The sequence below is a fragment of the Marichromatium sp. AB31 genome, from assembly GCF_003718685.1.
Lineage (GTDB): Bacteria > Pseudomonadota > Gammaproteobacteria > Chromatiales > Chromatiaceae > Marichromatium > Marichromatium gracile.
This window is the reverse complement of the sequence record NZ_RHFI01000024.1, coordinates 20,043-37,868: the sequence shown is the minus strand read 5'-3', so window position 1 is coordinate 37,868 and position 17,826 is coordinate 20,043. Positions and strand designations below refer to the sequence as shown.

Below are 17,826 nucleotides of genomic sequence, written 5' to 3'. Positions count from 1 at the left end.
CGACCCCTGACGTATCGAGAATCATGAGCGAGACCATCAGCTATTCCGCCGAGGGCCTGGAGCAGCGCCCACTCAAGGCCTTCACCGAGAAGGCGTATCTGGACTATTCCATGTACGTCATCCTCGATCGCGCCTTGCCCCATGTCGGCGACGGTCTCAAGCCGGTACAGCGGCGCATCCTCTATGCGATGTCCGAGCTGGGGCTGTCGGCGACGGCCAAGTTCAAGAAGTCGGCGCGCACCGTCGGCGACGTGCTCGGCAAGTTCCACCCGCACGGTGACTCGGCCTGCTACGAGGCGATGGTGCTGATGGCGCAGTCCTTCACCTATCGCTATCCGCTGGTCGACGGCCAGGGCAACTGGGGCTCGCCCGACGATCCCAAGTCGTTCGCGGCGATGCGCTATACCGAGTCGCGTCTTGCGCCCTATGCCGAGGTGCTGCTCGACGAGGTGGGGCAGGGCACGGTCGACTGGCAGCCGAACTTCGACGGCACCCTGGAGGAGCCGCGTCTGCTGCCGGCGCGTCTGCCCAACCTGCTGCTCAACGGCGCCACCGGCATCGCCGTCGGCATGGCCACCGACATCCCGCCGCACAACCTCTGTGAGCTGGCGCGCGCCTGCACCCATCTGCTCGAGCACCCCGAGGCCGATGTCGACGCGCTGATGCGTTTCGTCCCCGCGCCCGACTATCCCACCGAGGCCGAGATCGTCACCCCCGCCGCCGACCTGCGCAAGCTCTACCACAGCGGTGGCGGCAGCGTGCGGCTGCGCGCGCGCTACGAGGTCGAGCGCGGCGACATCGTCATCACCGCGCTGCCGCACCTGGTCTCGGGCAGTCGCGTGCTCGAGCAGATCGCCCAGCAGTTCAATGCCAAGAAGCTGCCGATGATCGAGGACTTCCGCGACGAGTCCGATCACGAGTTCCCGACCCGGCTGGTGATCGTGCCGCGCTCCAACCGGGTCGATATCGCGCGGCTGATGTCGCACCTGTTCGCCACCACCGATCTCGAGCGCAGCTATCGCGTCAACATGAACATGATCGCGCTCGACGGTCGCCCGCGGGTGATGAACCTGCGCGAGATCCTCGTCGAGTGGCTCGCCTACCGCACCGAGACGGTCCGCCGCCGCCTCAACCACCGGCTCGACAAGGTGCTCGAGCGCCTGCATCTGCTCGACGGGCTGCTGATCGCCTTCCTCAACCTCGACGAGGTGATCGCCATCATCCGCACCGAGGACGAGCCCAAGGCGGTGCTGATGGCGCGCTTCGCGCTCACCGAGACCCAGGCCGACTACATCCTCAACACCCGACTGCGCCAGCTCGCGCGGCTCGAGGAGATGAAGATCCGCGCCGATCAGGAGACGCTGAGTGCCGAGCGCGATGAGTTGCGCGCCATCCTCGACGACCCCGCGGCGCTGCGCCGGCTGCTCGCCGCGGAGTTCGCCGCCGACGCCGAGCGCTACGGCGACGCGCGGCGCTCGCCGCTGGTCGAGCGCGCCGCGGCGAACGCCATCGACGAGACCGAGCTGGCGCCGAGCGAGCCGGTGACCGTGGTGCTCTCGGAGAAGGGCTGGGCGCGCGCGGCCAAGGGGCACGACGTCGATCCGGCCGGGTTCAACTATCGCTCGGGGGATCGCTTCCTCGCCGCGGCGCGCGCGCGCAGCAATCAGGCGGTGGCCTTCCTCGACTCGCGTGGACGCAGCTACAGCCTGCAGGCCCACACCCTGCCTTCGGCACGCGGCCAGGGCGAGCCGCTCACCGGGCGTTTCGACCCGCCCTCGGGGGCGCGTTTCGTGGCGGTGCTGGCCGCCGTCGAGGGGCGCTATCTGCTCGCCTCGGATGCCGGTTACGGCTTCCTCGCCCGCGCCGCCGACCTGGTGGCCAAGCCCAAGGGCGGCAAGGCGGTGCTGACCTTGCCCAAGGGTGCCGAGGTGCTCGACCCGGTGGCGGTCCCGGCGGTCGAGGGCGCGCTGGTGGCGGTGGCCAGTAGCAGCGGTCATCTGCTGCTCTTCCCCCTCGAGGAGCTGCCGGAGATGAGCCGGGGCAAGGGCAACAAGCTGATCGCCATCCCCACTGCCCGCGCCGCCGCGCGCGAGGAGCTGATGGTGGCGATGGCGGTGGTCGCGCCCGAGGGTGTGCTGCGGGTGCGCGCCGGCAAGCGCGAGCTGACGCTCAAGGCGCGTGATCTGGAGGCCTATCGCGGTGATCGCGGTCGTCGCGGTCGGTTGTTGCCGCGCGGCTTCCAGCGGGTCGAGGCGCTGAGCGCCGAGCGCTGATCGCACACGGGGTGCGGCGCACTCGCCGAGTGCGCCGGGCAGGGTGAGGCCCTGCCGGTGATGCGTCGCGTCGAGGCCGGTGGCAGGCAAAAGGAGGTGACGATGCTCGATGGAAACCGCTCGACGATCCTGCTCGTCGATGACTCGCCCGAGAACCTGGTGGTGCTCAGCGAGCTGCTGCAGCCGGAGTTCCGGGTGCGCGTGGCCATCTCCGGCGAGAAGGCGTTGCGCGTGGTCAGTCGCGCGCCGCTCCCCGATCTGGTGCTGCTCGATGTGATGATGCCGGACATGGACGGCTATGCGGTGTTCGAGCGGCTGCGCGCCGATCCGCTGACCGCCGACACCCCGGTGATCTTCGTCACCGCGATGGACAGCGACGAGGCCGAGACCCGCGGACTCGACGTCGGTGCGGTCGACTATATCGCCAAGCCGGTCAATCCGCGCATCCTGCTCGCCCGTGTCCGTACCCAGCTCGAACTCAAGCGCGCGCGTGATCTGTTGCGTGACCACAACGCCCAGCTCGAGCTGGAGATCAGGCGGCGGATGCGCGACAACGTGCTGACCGAGCAGGTCAGCATCCTCGCCCTAGCGCACCTGGCCGAGATCCGCGATCCCGAGACCGGTAACCATCTGCGCCGCACCCAGCGCTATGTCCACGCCCTGGCCAGGCAGCTACGCGAACACCCGCGTTTCGAGACCTTCCTCGCCGGGCGTACCATCGAGGAGCTGGCGCGCTCGGCACCGCTGCACGATATCGGCAAGGTCGGTATCCCCGATCACATCCTGCGCAAACCCGGTCGTCTGTCGGCCGATGAGTGGGAGGTGATGAAGACCCATGCCAAACTCGGCAGCCTCGCCATCGAGCAGGCCGAGCGCGATGCCGAGCGTCCGGTCGAGTTTCTCGCACTCGCCAAGGACATCGCCCACTATCATCATGAGAAGTGGGACGGCAGCGGTTATCCCGAGGGGCTCGCCGGGGATGCCATCCCGATCGCCGCGCGACTGATGGCGCTCGCCGATGTCTTCGACGCCCTGATCTCGCGCCGGGTCTACAAGGCGCCGATGGGATTTGCGGAGGCGCGCGACATCATCCTCGCCGGTCGGGGCACGCACTTCGACCCGGATGTCACCGATGCCTTCATGGCGCGCTTCGATGAGTTCTGCGAGATCGCCACGCGATTCGGCGAGATCGAGGCATGAGTCCGCGACAGTCGTGACGGCGGGTCAGTGATTCGCGGCGCCCGCTCCAGTGCAGCCCAATCAAGCATTCAGATGGAGGTGAAGGCGATGGCGCGATCATGGGATAGCGGCTCCGCAGCGGGTCATCACGCCAGGGCTTTCCGGGTGAACGCCCGTCGATGAAGACCGATCAGGGGCGCGCCACCGCCGGGGGGCAGGGACATGCCGGGCGCCGGTGGCCGATCGGATATGTCATCGTCGCCGGGTTGTGGGTGCTGTTCTCCGACCTGTTGCTGGTTGCGCTGGGTGGTGGGCCGCCCTGGCTGGTGATGGCGAGCGTGCTCTCCGGCGCCCTGCTGGTCGCCGCCAGCGCGCTGCTGTTGCTCGTCGCCGCGGACCGGGCGCTGGAACCGGCTCCACCGTCCAGGTTGCCGCGTGCGCAATGGCCGCCGGTGCTGTTGATGCTCACGGCGATCGTGTCGCTGGCGATCACCGGGGGCTGGTTCTCCTACGAGCACCAGCGCACGACACTCGCCGAGACCCTGCAGACCATCGCCGAGCTCAAGGTGCGCCAGGTCGAGCACTGGCTCGACGAGCGCCTCGGTGACGCGCGGATGATCCAGACCAGCCGGCTGTATGCCGGGCTCTATCGCGACTGGCGGGCCGGTGACGCCGCCGTGGGCGAGGTGTTGTGCGCACGGATCCTCGAGTATGCCCGTTTCAACAATTTCGGCGAGGCGCGCTTGGTCGGCCCCGAGGGTGATCAACTCTGTGGTGCCGGCGGTCCCGGGGCACCGCTGCCAGGGTTGCTCAGCGAGGCGGTGGCTCAGGCCGTCGCCGTGCGGCAGGTCGTGGTGCAGGGGCCCTATCGCGATGCCGGCGACCGTCTTCATGTCGACTTCCTGGTGCCGCTGCCGCTCGATCAGCAGGAGTCGCCGCCGGTGGCGGTGCTGCACAACGATCCCACCGAGAACCTCTATCCGCTGCTCTCCTTCTGGCCGCTGCCGAACTCCTCGGGCGAATCGCTGCTGTTTCGGCGCGAGGGCGATGCCGTGGTGTCGCTCAACGCCTTTCGCTATCGCCCGGACAGCGCCGCGCGGTCGCGGACCCCGCTGACTGCCGAGCGGGTGATCGCAGTGCAGGCGATGCTCGCCCCGGAATTGCTCGGCACCCTGGTCGAGGGGGTGGATTATCGCGGGGTGCCCTCGCTCGGCGTGGTGCTGTCGGTTCCCGGGGTGGACTGGTTCCTGGTCGCCAAGGTCGATCGTCGCGAGCTGTGGGCCGGGGTGGTGCGCGATGTGCGTTGGATCGTGCTGGCGGCGCTGCTGGCGGCGCTGATGGTCCTGGCCGGCGCGGCGCTGTTGCGCCAGCGTCAGCGCCTGCTCTATGCCGAGCGGCTGCGTCATTCGCACGACGAGCGGTTACGCGCGCTGAACCTGCTCGGGGCGATCGCCGAGGCCTCGCCCGATGCCATCTTCGCCAAGGATCTCGAAGGGCGTTATCTGCTCTTCAATCGCGCCGCCACCACCCTGGTGGGATATCGCGCCGAAGAGGTGCTGGGTCAGGACGACCGGCTGCTGTTCCCGCCCGATCAGGCCGCTCAGGTCATGGCCAGGGACCATGACACCGTCGCCCGCGGGGTCAACACGACCTTTCTCGAACACCTGAGCTGCGCCGCCGGCGAGCGCATCATGCAGACCACCAAGGGGCCGCTGCGCAACGGGGATGGCGAGGTCATCGGGGTGTTCGGGATCGCGCGCGACATCACCGAGATCCACCGTGCCGAGCAGGCCCAGGCCGACGAGGCGCTGATGCGCAAGATCCTGATCGAGCAGTCGCGCGATGCGATCGTGATACTCGACCAGGACGGCGGTGTGCTCGAGGCCAACGAGAGCTTTGCCGGGATGCTCGGCTGTTCGCTCGAGGCGGCGCTGCAGCTGCGGCTCTGGGAGTGGGATCCGGACTGGTCGCGTGAGCGGACGCTGGAGGTGCTGCAGCGCTTCGAACTCGGCTCGGGCATCCTCGAGACCAAGTGGCGGCGCAGCGATGGCCAATGCATCGATGTCGAGGTCGCCTTCAATCAGATCGAGCATCGCGAGGTCCGGCTGGTGTTCTGTGTCTGTCGCGACATCACCGTACGCAAGCGTGCCCAGGAGGAGGTGACACGGCTCTCGCGGGTGATCGAGCAGACCCAGGAGAGCATCGTCATCACCAACCTCGAGGGTCGTATCGAGTTCGTCAACGACTCCTTCCTGCGGACCTCGGGCTACACCGAGGCGGAGGTGCTCGGCAAGAACCCGCGGCTGCTGCGCTCGGGCAAGACCTCGCACGAGACCTATGTCGAGCTGTGGCGGACGATCACCGGCGGGCGTTCGTGGAGCGGTGAGTTCGTCAATCGACGCAAGGACGGCGAGGAGTTCATCGAGTTCGCCATCATCAGCCCGATCCGCCAGCCCGACGGCCGCATCAGCCATTACGCGGCGATCAAGACCGATGTCACCGAGCGGCGCCATATCGAGCGCGAGCTCGCCGAGCACCGCGATCATCTCGAGGAGCTGGTGGCCGACCGGACGGTGGAACTCGAACGCGCGCGCGAGAGCGCCGAGGCGGCCACCCGTGCCAAGAGTGCCTTCCTCGCCAACATGAGCCACGAGATCCGCACCCCGATGAACGCCATCCTCGGGCTCACCTATCTGCTCCAGCGCGACGAGCTGGCTCCCTCGCAGAGCGAACGGCTCGACAAGATCAGCGGCGCGGCACGTCACCTGCTGTCGATCATCGACGACATCCTCGATCTCTCCAAGATCGAGGCCGGACGGATGGAGCTGCACCAGCTCGACTTCTCGCTGCTCGCGATCCTCGATCACGTACGCTCGCTGATCGCCGATCAGGCGCGGGTCAAGGGGCTGGCCGTGGAGATCGATTGCGACGATGTGCCGCACTGGCTGTACGGCGATCCGACGCGGCTGCGCCAGGCGCTGCTCAACTATGCCGCCAATGCCGTCAAGTTCACCGAGCACGGTCGCATCGCGCTGCGTGCGCGGCTGCTCGAGCAGCATGCCGATGAGGTACTGGTGCGTTTCGAGGTCAGTGATACCGGTATCGGCATTACGCCGGAGCAGCGCGTGCGCCTGTTCACCGCCTTCGAGCAGGCCGACGCCTCCACGACCCGTCGTCACGGTGGGACCGGGTTGGGGCTGGCGATCACCCGACGTCTGGCCGAGCTGATGGGCGGCGCGGTCGGGGTCGATAGTCAGCCCGGTCACGGTAGCACCTTCTGGTTCACCGCCCGGTTGCAGCGCGGGCGTGGCAAGGTGCCGCCGCAGCTCGATGTCGTCGCGCCGTCCCAGGAGGCGGAGCTGCGCGAGCGCTTCTCCGGGACCCGCTTGCTGCTGGTCGAGGACAATGTGGTCAATCGCGAGGTGGCGCTCGACCTGCTGCAGTCGGTCGGGCTCCGGGTCGATATCGCAAACAATGGCGCCGAGGCGGTGGCCAAGGTCGGGGTGGAACGTTATGCGCTGGTGTTGATGGATGTGCAGATGCCGGAGATGGACGGTCTGGAGGCGACCCGCCGGATCCGCGCCCTGGAGCTGGAGCAGCAGCCGGCGATCCTGGCGATGAGCGCCAATGTCTTCGACGAGGACCGGCAGCAGTGTCTGCGGGCCGGCATGAACGACTTCGTCGCCAAGCCGGTCGATCCCGACACCCTCTACGGCATCCTGCTCAAGTGGCTCTCGAATGGTGCGCCGTCCATCGAGTCGGCCCGCCCCCCGCTGCCCGAGATCGTGCCCGACGATACCGCGTTGGCCGCACGGCTGGCGGCGCTTCCGGGCATCGACGGGCTGCGCGGGTTGAGCGCGGTGCGCGGCCGCACCCAGTCCTACCTGCGGCTGTTGCGGCTCTTCCTGCGTGATCATGGCCGGGAGCCGGAGCGCATCGCCGAGGCCTTGGCCCGTGATCAGCTGGCTCACGCCCGTCAATTGGTGCATGCCTGCAAGGGTGCCGCCGCGACGGTGGCCGTCGATGCCGTGACCGAACCGCTGATCCGGCTGCTCCCGCTGATCGAGCGCGACAGCGAAAAGACGCGCCAGCGGCGTGCCGAGCTGCTGGTCGAACTCGAACGGGGGCTGCGCCTGGTCGAGCGTGGGCTGGATGAACTGGCGGCCGAAGGGCAGGATGAGCGCGTTGCGATCGATGATGCGGTTGACCCCGGTCACTTCACCTCGACCCTCGACGAACTCGAACGCCTGCTGCGTGAGGATGACGCCGCCGCGTTGCACTTGCTCGAGGAGGCCGAGCCCTTGTTGCGTGCGGCGTTGGGGGATCGATTGCGCGCGCTCGCCCACGAGATCGAGCGCTTCGACTTCGATGCGGCCCTGGTGACGCTGGGTGCGGCGCGCGCTCGGATGACCCCGGGGGAGCGCTGAGTCTCGGGATGCGCCGGCGCCGGGCGGGGAGGGGGCTCGATGGAGGCTGACTCCAAGGGGGCAATGGGGCGGATGATTCAAATGGGCTTGACACGATCGGACTGAAGCCTTAAAGTTCCAGTCCTCGCCAGGGAGCGAAGGGCCAGGTCCCATCATCCCGACCCTCATGCCGAGGTGGCGGAATTGGTAGACGCGCATGGTTCAGGTCCATGTGGGCGAAAGCTCGTGGAGGTTCAAGTCCTCTCCTCGGCACCATATTCCAAGCTCATGTCCCAGTGACGTGACTGAAGCGAAAGAAGCAAACCGACCCAATGGTCGGTTTTTTCGTTTCTGCGTCCCGGCAAGGCGCTCCAGCGATCGCATTCATCGTCTCGGTGAGGCGTGGTCGACGCGCGATCGGTATGATGGGCGCACCGTTGCGCCGCCGTCGGCGCGCATGTCCGATCATCCCGCCGTCACGGCCTCAGCGCTCTGGACCCATGACCCGTATCGACTTCTACACCCTTGCCGCGGACAGCAGCGGCGACCGCTTCATCTTCACCTGTCGCCTGCTCGAGCGCATCCGTGCCGAAGGGTTGCGCGTGCTGGTGTATTGTCCGGAGAGCGAGTGGGCGCGCCATCTCGACCGGCTGCTGTGGACCTTCCGCGAGGACGGTTTTCTGCCTCATGGGCTGGTCGGGCAGGTCGATGCCGAGTTCACCCCGGTGCTGATCGGCGCCGATCCGCGCCCGCCGGTGCCGACCGATGTGCTGGTCAATCTTGCGCTGACGCCGCCGGACGACCTCTCGCCCTTCGCGCGGGTCTGCGAGCCGCTCGACCAGACGCCGAGCGTGCTCGAGGCGGGGCGGGCGCGCTATCGTCACTACCGCCAGCTCGGTCATCCGCTGGAGCATCATCAGGTGCGGCTCTGACGGGTTGCGGCGCGGCGCGACCCTGTAGTGGCGCGCGCAAAACCGTCGTCTCGACCGATCCTGGCGATGAGGCTCGGACAGCTCGCAAGCGAAGCGGCGACTTTTCGGCTAACATAGGGGTGCGACTCGATCGCTGCAGCGTCATTGGAATGACTCTGTGGTCGAGCGACTCGACGGATGCGATCGGGGAAGGGGGATCTCGGAGAGGAGATGGTGCCGAGGAGAGGACTTGAACCTCCACGAGCTTTCGCCCACATGGACCTGAACCATGCGCGTCTACCAATTCCGCCACCTCGGCATGAGGGTCGGGATGATGGGCCTTGGCCCGTCGCTCCCTAGCGAGGCGGCAAATAATAGTGAGACAAGCCGACCCTGTCAACGCTAAACTGGATTTTTTTCCGACAGACTGGATTCACGTGCCAAAAAGAAGACCCTCATCGACCGCGCGACACGCGGACCCGCATCGCCAGCGCGAGGCGAAGAAGTACGCAAACCCCATCCCCAGCCGCGAGTTCATCCTCAAACGCATGGAGGAAGCGGGCGCGCCGCAGTCCTTCGAGGAGCTTACCGGCGTGCTCGGGCTCGACGACGAGCAGGACCTGATCGCGCTCGAGCGCCGTCTCGGCGCCATGGTGCGCGACGGTCAGCTGGTGCGTAACCGCAACGACGCCTTCTGTCTGGTCAACAAGCGTGACCTGATCGCCGGACGGGTGATCGGCCATCCCGACGGGTTCGGCTTCCTGCGTCCCGACGCCGGTGGCGACGACCTCTATCTCTACAACAAGGAGATGCGCACGCTGTTCCACGGCGACCGCGCGGTGGTCCGGGTCAGCGGCCGGGATCGTCGCGGGCGGCTCGAGGGCGCGGTGGTCGAGATCCTCGAGCGCAACACCCGCTCGGTGGTGGGGCGGCTCTACAAGGAGAGCGGTGTCGGTTTCGTGATGCCCGACAACAAGCGTCTGGCCCACGACGTCATCATCCCCAGCGACCGCTATGCCGGCGCCGACCAGGGGCAGATCGTGGTCGCCGAGATCACCGACCAGCCGACCCGTCGCACTCAGCCGATCGGTCGTGTCGTCGAGGTGCTCGGCGACAACATGGCCGCCGGGATGGAGACCGACATCGCCATCCGTACCCACGACCTGCCGGTGGAGTGGCCGGTCGAGGTCGAGGCCGAGATCGCCGGGCTCTCCGCGGAGGTGCCGCAAGAGGCGAAGGCGGGGCGTGTCGACCTGCGCAAGCTGCCGCTGGTGACCATCGACGGGGCCGACGCGCGCGACTTCGACGACGCCGTCTACTGCCAGCGCACCCCCAAGGGCTGGAAGCTGCTGGTCTGTATCGCCGACGTCTCGAGCTATGTCCGCCCCGGCACCGCGCTCGACAAGGAGGCCTATGCCCGCGGCAACTCGGTCTATTTCCCCGACCGGGTGATCCCGATGCTCCCGGAGGTGCTCTCCAACGGGCTGTGCTCGCTCAACCCCCACGTCGATCGGCTGTGCATGACCGCCGAGCTCTATCTCAACGACGAGGGCAAGATGATCCGCAGCCGCTTCTACGAGGCGGTGATGCGCTCGCACGCGCGTCTGACCTACGATGAGGTCTGGGCGATGCTCGACGCCGGCGATGCCGAGCTCTGTGAGCAGCATGCCGAGGTGCTGCCCCATCTCCACGAGCTCTACCAGCTCTTTCTGGTGCTGCAGCGCTCGCGCGCCGAGCGCGGTGCGATCGACTTCGACACCACCGAGAGCAAGTTCGAGTTCAACGACCAGGGCCGCATCTCCGGCGTGGTCCCGGTGATCCGCAACGATGCCCATCGCATCATCGAGGAGTGCATGCTCGCGGCCAACGTCGCCGCCGCACGCTTCTTCGAGCGTCGCCGCATCCCGGCGATCTTCCGTATCCACGACACCCCCAGCGAGGAGAAGCTCAGCGACCTGCGCGAGTTCCTCGGTCAGCTCGGGCTGCGTCTGCCCGGCGGCGCCAAGCCGACTGCGGCCGACTACGCCGAGCTGCTCGACTACGTCAAGGACCGCCCCGATCGCCACCTGATCCAGACCGTGCTGCTGCGCTCGATGCAGCAGGCGATGTACAGCTCCGACAACGCCGGGCACTTCGGCCTCGCCTTCGACGCCTATACCCACTTCACCTCGCCGATCCGCCGTTACCCCGACCTCATCGTCCATCGCATCATCAAGCAGGTGCTGGCAGGCGCCACCGCGGCCGATCTCGACTACTCCAAGACCGAGCTGCAGCAGGCCGGCGAGCACTGCTCGGGCACCGAGCGGCGCGCCGACGAGGCCACCCGCGACGCCTCCGACTGGCTCAAGTGCGAGTTCATGCGCGACAAGCTCGGTCAGGAGTTCGACGGCACCATCACCAGCGTCAACTCCTTCGGCCTGTTCGTCGAGCTCGACGAGGTCCATATCGACGGTCTGGTGCACATCACCGCGCTCGACAACGACTTCTACCACTTCGATCCCATCGGGCACCGGCTCGACGGCGAGCGCACCGGCACCGTCTACCGGCTCGGCGATCGGCTGCGGGTGCAGCTCGCGGCGGTCAACCTCGACGATCGCAAGATCGACTTCGTGCTCGCCGAGTCGACGCGTCCCAAGCGCGCGCCCAAGCCCGGTGCCTCGCGCAACAGCCGCAAGCGCAACGGTCGCAGCCGCAAGCAGCGCGCCGAGGGTCAACCGCAGCAGCCGATCGAGTCGGTCGAGCAGCCGGTCGTCGAACACTCGCCCGCGCCCGAGCTCGCCGCCGAGGAGACGCCGAAGCCGCGCAAGTCGCGCCGCAAGCCCAAGGGCGCGCGCCAACCCGCCGCGTCCGAGCAGACGCAGCAGGTGCAGCAGGTGCAGCAGGTGCAGCCGGAGCCCGCGGCCGAGCCCGCTCCCCAGGGTGAGCAGGGCGGGGATGCCCCCACGCCGGCGAAGAAGCGTCCGCGCAAGCGCAAGCCGAAGAAGACGACGCCCGAGTCCGTCGCCGCACCCGTGCAGCAGCCGGTGGCGCCGTCGGGTGACGAGGCCCCGAAGGCTGAGACCAAGGCGCGCAAGCCGCGCTCGCGCAACCGGCGCAAGCGCAACAAGAGCGGCAACGGTAACGGCAATGGCAACGGGGCCCCGCAGGCATGAAGGACTGTGCCGCAGTCGCCGGGATCCACAGCGCCCGCGCGGCGCTGAAGTTCGGCGCCGAGGGGGTCGGCGCGCTCTGGCTCGAGCGCAGCCGGCGCGACCGTCGTCTCGGTGAGCTCGCCGAGCTGGCGCGCGCCGCCGGCGTCGAGGTCCGTCAGGTCGACCGCGACACCCTGGAGCGCGCCGCCGAGGGCGCCAACCACCAGGGCGCGGTGGCCTGGGTGCGGGTGCCCGCGGCGCGCGCCGAGGCCGATCTCGATCGTCTGCTCGATGCCCTCGAGGTGCCGCCGCTGCTGTTGTTGCTCGACGGCGTGCAGGACCCGCACAACCTCGGCGCCTGTCTGCGCAGCGCCGACGCCGTCGGCGTGCATGCGGTGGTCGCGCCCAAGGACAACGCCGTCGGGCTGACCCCGGTGGCGTGCAAGGTCGCCAGCGGAGCTGCCGAGACCGTGCCCTATGTCCAGGTCACCAACCTCGCACGCACCATGGACCGGCTCAAGGATCGCGGCATCTGGCTGATCGGCACCGCCGGCGAGACCGATGCCGAGCTCTATGGCGCCGATCTGCGCGGCCCGCTGGGGCTGGTGATGGGCCGCGAGGGCAGCGGGCTGCGCCGCCTCACCCGGGAGCGCTGCGACGCCCTGGTGCGGCTGCCGATGCTCGGTCAGGTCGAGAGCCTCAACGTCTCGGTCGCTGCCGGGGTCTGTCTCTACGAAGCGCTGCGCCAACGGCGCGGCTGAACCCATCGATGCGCCGCTCCGCCCCGTCACCCGTCCTCAGTCGGCGGGCTCCGGGGCGTAGGCGCGCAACAACACCTCCACCCCCTGCTCGATCCGGCGCGCCAGCGTCGCCGCGTCCGCGCGCGGACAGCCGCCGCTGAACAGCCCGGTGGTCTGCAACCCCTGCCACATCCCCAACAGCTGCTCGGCGGCCAGGGTGCAGTCGTGTGCCCGCAGATCGCCGCGGCGCACCGCCTCGGCGAGGATATCGGCGAGCTTGTCGCGGGTTGCCGTCGGACCCTCGCGATAGATCAGCGGTCCCAGCCAGGGCTGCTGGCTCGCCTGGCTCGCCACCATCCGGTGCATGGTGACGAAGTCCTCGCTGGAGAGGAACTCCATCAACACCCCGCCGAACTCGATCAGGGTGCGGCGCAGCCCCGGCGCGTCGGTCGGCAGCTGGTCGAGGATCGCGGTCATCTCCGCGCGCTGGGCGAGCACGGTGGCGCGGACCAGGCCCGGCAGGTCGCCGAAGTGGGCATAGACGGTGACCTTGGACACCCCGGCGGCGCGGGCGATGCCCTCGATGCTCAAGGCCTTGGTCGAGCCGGCGAAGAACAGCGCGCGGGTGGCGTCGATGATCGCCTGGTGCTTGGCGGGATCGGGTGGCCGACCGCGGCGGGGCGTGGTGGCGGCGTCTGGCTTGGTCGTGGTCTTTTGCATTTACTAAACGCTTTCGTACATTAATAATGGATAGGTCCCGTCACGGGGGCCGTCCAGACCATAACCGAATCCCGTTCAGCGACGAACGGGTGGAGTCCCGCGAGTGCGTTACCTGATCCTTCCGCTGGCGCTGCTGCTCGGCGCCTGTCAGCCCGAATCCTCCGGGAGCGAAGCCGTCGCCGAGGCCCCGCCCTGGGTGCTGGCGACCACCCTCGAACCCGCCGCGGGCACCGTCTGGCGACTCACCGGAAGCGTCCATGCCCGTCACGAGATCCCGTTGGCCTTTCGCATCGGCGGGGCGATCGTCGGCCGTGCGGTCGATGCCGGCGAGCGGGTCGAGGCCGGTGCTGCGCTCTTCACCCTCGATCCGGCCGATGTCGAACAGCAGCGGGTGGCGGCCGAGGCCACGGTGGCCAGCGCCCGCGCCGAGACCGAGAACGCCGAGCGCGAGCGCGAGCGTCTCGCCGACATGCTCGAGCGTCGCCTGGCCAGCCAGCAGGAGTACGATCGCGCCGAGACCGCCGCGCGTGCCGCGCGCGAGCGACTGGTGGCCGCCGAGGCGAGCCTCGAGCAGGCGCGCAACGCGGTCGGCTATGCCACCCTGCGCGCGCCCACCAGCGGCGTGCTGATCGCCGTCTCCGGTCAGCCGGGACAGGTGGTGGCCGCCGGCGAACAGATCGCGGTGCTCGCCGAGGACGGCGCGCGCGAGGCCGAGGTCGAGGTCCCCGAGGACCGGCTCGAGGCGCTGCCCGAGCACGCCGCGGCGCGACTGCTCGGCGTGAGCGCGGGCTTCGATGCCGAGTTGCGCGAACTGGCCGGGGCGGCCGACGCCGCCACCCGGACCTGGCGCGCCCGCTATCGACTGATCGAGGGCGCCGCGGCACCGCTCGGCGCCACCGTCACCCTGCGCTTCACCAGCCCGCTCGACGCTGCCGCGGGCCTGGTGGCGCGGGTGCCCCTGGGCGCCGTGCTCGAACGCGGTCGCGGCGCCCAGGTGTTCCGGATCGACGGCGAGCAGGTAGTGGCCGAGCCGGTGCGGGTGCTGGGGCTGTTCGACAGCGGGGTGGAGATCCACACCCGGCTCGCCCCCGGGACCCCGATCGTCGCACTCGGGGTCGATCGGCTCGAACCCGGTCAGCGGGTGCGGGTGCGGCCATGAGCGAGGGACGTTTCAACCTCTCCGCGCTCGCGGTGCGCGAGCGCTCCGTCACCCTGTTCTTCATCCTGCTCACCGCGCTGGTCGGGCTGATGGCCTTCCTCCAGCTCGGTCGCGCCGAGGATCCCGCCTTCACCGTGCGGGTGATGGTGGTCTCGGCGCAGTGGCCGGGGGCGAGCGCGCAACAGATGCAGGATCTGGTCGCCGAGCCGCTGGAGAAGCGCATCCAGGAGGTCGCCTACTTCTACAAGGTCGAGACCACCGCGCGCCCCGGGCGCGTCGACCTGCTCGTCGAGTTCCAGGACTACACCCCCTCGGAGGAGATCCCGGAGCTCTACTACCAGGTACGCAAGCGGATGCAGGACGCCGCCCCGAGCCTGCCCGCCGGGGTGCGCGGCCCCTTCGTCAACGACGAGTTCTCCGACGTCTACTTCGCCCTCTATGCGCTCGCGGCGCCGGGGCTCGAGCCGCGCCTGCTGGTGCGCGAGGCCGAGCGCGTGCGCGACCGTCTGGCGCGGGTCGAGGGGGTGCAGAAGGCGCGGCTGCTCGGCGAGCGTCCGCAGCGCTTCTTCGTCGAGTTCGATCACGCCCGGCTGGCCAACCTGCAGCTCACCCCGCAGGCGGTGATGGACGCGCTGCAGGCACAGAACCAGCTGCTGCCGGCCGGTTTCGTCGAGACCGAGGGGCCGCGTCTGGCGCTGCGCCTGGATGTCGGGCTGCGCGACCCGGAGGAGATCCGCCGGGTGCCGCTGCGCGTCGGTGGCCAGCTGGTCAGTCTCGGCGAGGTCGCCGAGGTGCGCCGCGGCTACGAGGACCCGCCCGAGTACCTGGTCCGCGCCGGTGGCGAGGACGCGGTGCTGCTCGGGGTGGTGATGCGTCGCGGCGAGAACGGGCTGGAGCTGGGCGCGCGGCTCGATGACTTCGTCGCGCGTCTGGAGGCGGAGCTGCCGCTCGGCATCACCCTGACCCGGCTGACCGACCAGGCCGACGCCATCGCTCACGCCGTCGACCTGTTCCAGATCAAGTTCCTGGTCGCCGTCGGGGTGGTGATGCTGGTGAGCTTCGTCGCCCTCGGTTGGCGCGCCGGACTGGTGGTCGGCATCGCCATCCCGCTGACCCTGGGGCTGACCTTCCTGCTGATGCTGATCCGCGGCATCGATCTCGACCGGGTCTCGCTCGGCGCGCTGATCATCGCCCTCGGGCTGCTGGTCGATGACGCCATCATCGCCATCGAGATGATGCTGGTGAAGATGGAGGCCGGCTGGGACCGATTGCGCGCCGCCGCCCACGCCTGGACGGTGACCGCCGCGCCCATGCTCAGCGGCACCCTGGTGACGGCGATCGGCTTCGTGCCGATCGGCTTCGCCCGCTCCGGGGTGGGGGAGTACGCCGGCAACATCTTCTGGGTGCTGGCCTTCGCGCTGCTCGTCTCCTGGCTGGTGGCGGTGACCTTCACCCCCTATCTGGGCTCGCTGCTGCTCGCCGACCCCAGGCCCGGCAAGGATCACGGCGAGGGCTACGACGGCCCGCTCTACCAGCGGCTGCGCGCGCTGATCCGCCGCTGCGTGGGCCACAAGCGGCTGGTGGTCGGCTTCACCTTCGCGCTGCTGGCGCTGGCCGTCGCCGGGCTCGCCGGTCCGGTGCAGAAGCAGTTCTTCCCCAGCTCGGACCGCCCCGAGGTGCTGGTCGACATCTATCTCCCCGAGGGCAGCAGCATCGGCGCGACCGACGCGGTGACCCGTCGTGTCGAGTCGGTCCTGGCCGAGGCCCCGGGGATCGCCTCGGTGTCGAGCTATGTCGGCGCCGGCGCGCCGCGCTTCTTCCTCGCGCTCAACCCCGAGCTGCCCAACCCGGCCTTCGCCAAGCTGATCGTGGTGGCCGAGGACGTCGCCGCGCGCGATGCGCTGATCGCGCGGCTGGAGTCGCACATCGCCGCCGGCGACTTCCCCGAGGCGCGGGTGCGGGTGCACCGGCTGCTCTACGGCCCGCCGGTGATCTGGCCGGTGACCTTCCGCGTCGTCGGTCCCGACCCGTTGCAGCTGCGCGCCTTGGCCGACCGGGTGCGCGCCCTGGTCGCGTCCGATCCGCACACCCGCGGCGCCCATCTCGACTGGGACGAGCGGGTGCCGGTGGTGCGTCTCGCGCTCGACCCCGACCGGCTGCGACTGATCGGGCTGACCCCGCGCGAGATCGCCCAGCAGATGCAGTACGCGCTCACCGGCATCGTCGCCACCGAGATCCGCGAGGACATCCGCAACGTCTCGCTGGTGCTGCGCGGCAGCCAGGACCAGGCGGTGCGGGCCGAGGCGCTCGCCGACCTCACCCTGAAGACGCTCGACGGGCGCACCGTGCCGCTGGCCCAGGCCGGCAGCCTCAGCATCGGCTTCGAGGACCCGGTGCTCAAACGCTATAACCGCGAGCCCTTCATCGCGGTGCAGGCCGAGGTGAGCGGTGCCCAGCCGCCGGACGTCACCATGGCGATCTGGTCGCGACTGGCCGAGCTGCGCGCGACCCTGCCGCCGGGCTATCGCATCGACATCGGCGGCGCGGTCGAGCAGTCGGCCAAGGCCGACGCCTCGATCCAGCGGGTACAGCCGATCATGCTGGCGTTGCTGTTGATCGTGGTGATGCTGCAGATGCGCAGCTTCTCCGGCACCCTGATGGTGGTGGCGACCGCGCCGCTGGGGGTGATCGGCGCGACCCTGGCGCTGCTGGTCGGCGATCGTCCGTTCGGTTTCGTCGCCCTGCTGGGGATGCTCGGGCTGGCCGGTATCCTGATGCGCAACACCCTGATCCTCGCCCAGCAGATCGAGGTCAACCTCGCCGCGGGCATGGCCCGCGCCGACGCGCTGATCGAGGCCACGGTGCGCCGCACCCGACCGGTGGTGCTCACCGCCGTCGCCGCCATCCTCGCCTTCCTGCCGCTGGCCACCGACACCTTCTGGGGACCGCTGGCCTATGTGCTGATCGGCGGCATCCTGGTCGGCACCGCCATCACCCTGCTGTTCCTGCCGGCGCTCTACGCCCTCTGGTTCCGCGTGCGGCTGGAGGGGTGAGGGAGGTCGCCAGCGACCAGCCGTCAGTGGGTGCGGACCCGCGCCGCCTGTGGCCGCACGCCGACATCACACATCATTCACTTTGCGCGCTTCGCGGCTTTGCGGTTCAATCCTGGCCGCTGGCCGCTGGCCGCTGGCCGCTGGCCGCTGGCCGCATTGCGTCCGTCCCGCGAGGGCGTAGAATCCCTCATCGATCCCAGTGATTTTCCCGCGCCGGCGTCCGCGTGACGCCGCCACCTCCCTGCCACCCCGAC

The 17,826-nt window shown here is 69.2% G+C and carries 9 protein-coding genes and 2 tRNA genes; 9 read left to right on the top strand and 2 right to left on the bottom strand.

Features of this window, described 5'->3' with window-relative positions; genetic code table 11:
• Positions 1-23: 23 nt before the first annotated feature.
• From parC to EBL84_RS14095, 5 genes are all read left to right on the top strand, one after another.
• Positions 24-2,273, top strand: coding sequence for a DNA topoisomerase IV subunit A (parC, locus tag EBL84_RS14115; RefSeq protein WP_123141400.1), 2,250 nt, complete (start codon positions 24-26; stop codon positions 2,271-2,273).
• Positions 2,274-2,375: 102 nt separating this feature from the next.
• The gene (locus EBL84_RS14110) at positions 2,376-3,473 is read left to right on the top strand and encodes a two-component system response regulator (RefSeq protein WP_123141399.1); all 1,098 of its coding nucleotides are present in this window, start codon (positions 2,376-2,378) and stop codon (positions 3,471-3,473) included.
• Positions 3,474-3,631: 158 nt separating this feature from the next.
• On the top strand, positions 3,632-7,879 hold the full coding sequence (locus EBL84_RS14105; RefSeq protein ID WP_123141398.1) for a PAS domain-containing hybrid sensor histidine kinase/response regulator: 4,248 nt from the start codon (positions 3,632-3,634) through the stop codon (positions 7,877-7,879).
• Between the two features lie 168 nt (positions 7,880-8,047).
• Positions 8,048-8,134 (top strand) — tRNA-Leu (locus tag EBL84_RS14100).
• Between the two features lie 224 nt (positions 8,135-8,358).
• Entirely contained in the window at positions 8,359-8,790 is a 432-nt protein-coding gene (locus tag EBL84_RS14095; protein WP_123141397.1) for a DNA polymerase III subunit chi, read from the top strand.
• 211 nt (positions 8,791-9,001) lie between these two features.
• On the opposite strand, the gene EBL84_RS14090 is transcribed toward EBL84_RS14095, so the two are convergent.
• Positions 9,002-9,088: transfer RNA gene (locus tag EBL84_RS14090), tRNA-Leu, on the bottom strand.
• Between the two features lie 118 nt (positions 9,089-9,206).
• Between EBL84_RS14090 and rnr the strand changes: the two genes are divergently transcribed.
• Positions 9,207-11,921 (top strand): ribonuclease R, encoded by a 2,715-nt coding sequence (rnr, locus tag EBL84_RS14085; protein ID WP_123141396.1) that lies wholly within the window; start codon positions 9,207-9,209, stop codon positions 11,919-11,921.
• On the top strand, positions 11,918-12,661 hold the full coding sequence (gene rlmB / locus EBL84_RS14080) for a 23S rRNA (guanosine(2251)-2'-O)-methyltransferase RlmB (protein WP_123141395.1): 744 nt from the start codon (positions 11,918-11,920) through the stop codon (positions 12,659-12,661). The genes rnr and rlmB overlap by 4 nt, the downstream gene beginning before the upstream one ends.
• A gap of 36 nt (positions 12,662-12,697) precedes the next feature.
• Here the strand turns inward: rlmB and EBL84_RS14075 are convergent, their stop codons facing one another.
• A complete protein-coding gene (locus EBL84_RS14075; RefSeq protein ID WP_123141394.1) occupies positions 12,698-13,360 on the bottom strand; it encodes a TetR/AcrR family transcriptional regulator in 663 nt (220 codons plus the stop codon).
• 103 nt (positions 13,361-13,463) lie between these two features.
• Here EBL84_RS14075 and EBL84_RS14070 point away from each other — a divergent pair, with 103 nt between their 5' ends.
• Positions 13,464-14,519 carry an efflux RND transporter periplasmic adaptor subunit gene (locus EBL84_RS14070; protein WP_123141393.1) on the top strand — a complete coding sequence of 352 codons (1,056 nt, stop codon included), beginning with the start codon at positions 13,464-13,466 and terminating at the stop codon, positions 14,517-14,519.
• Positions 14,516-17,572: an efflux RND transporter permease subunit gene (locus EBL84_RS14065; protein ID WP_123141392.1), complete on the top strand. Its 3,057-nt coding sequence runs from the start codon at positions 14,516-14,518 to the stop codon at positions 17,570-17,572. The genes EBL84_RS14070 and EBL84_RS14065 overlap by 4 nt, the downstream gene beginning before the upstream one ends.
• The last annotated feature ends 254 nt before the right edge of the window (positions 17,573-17,826 follow it).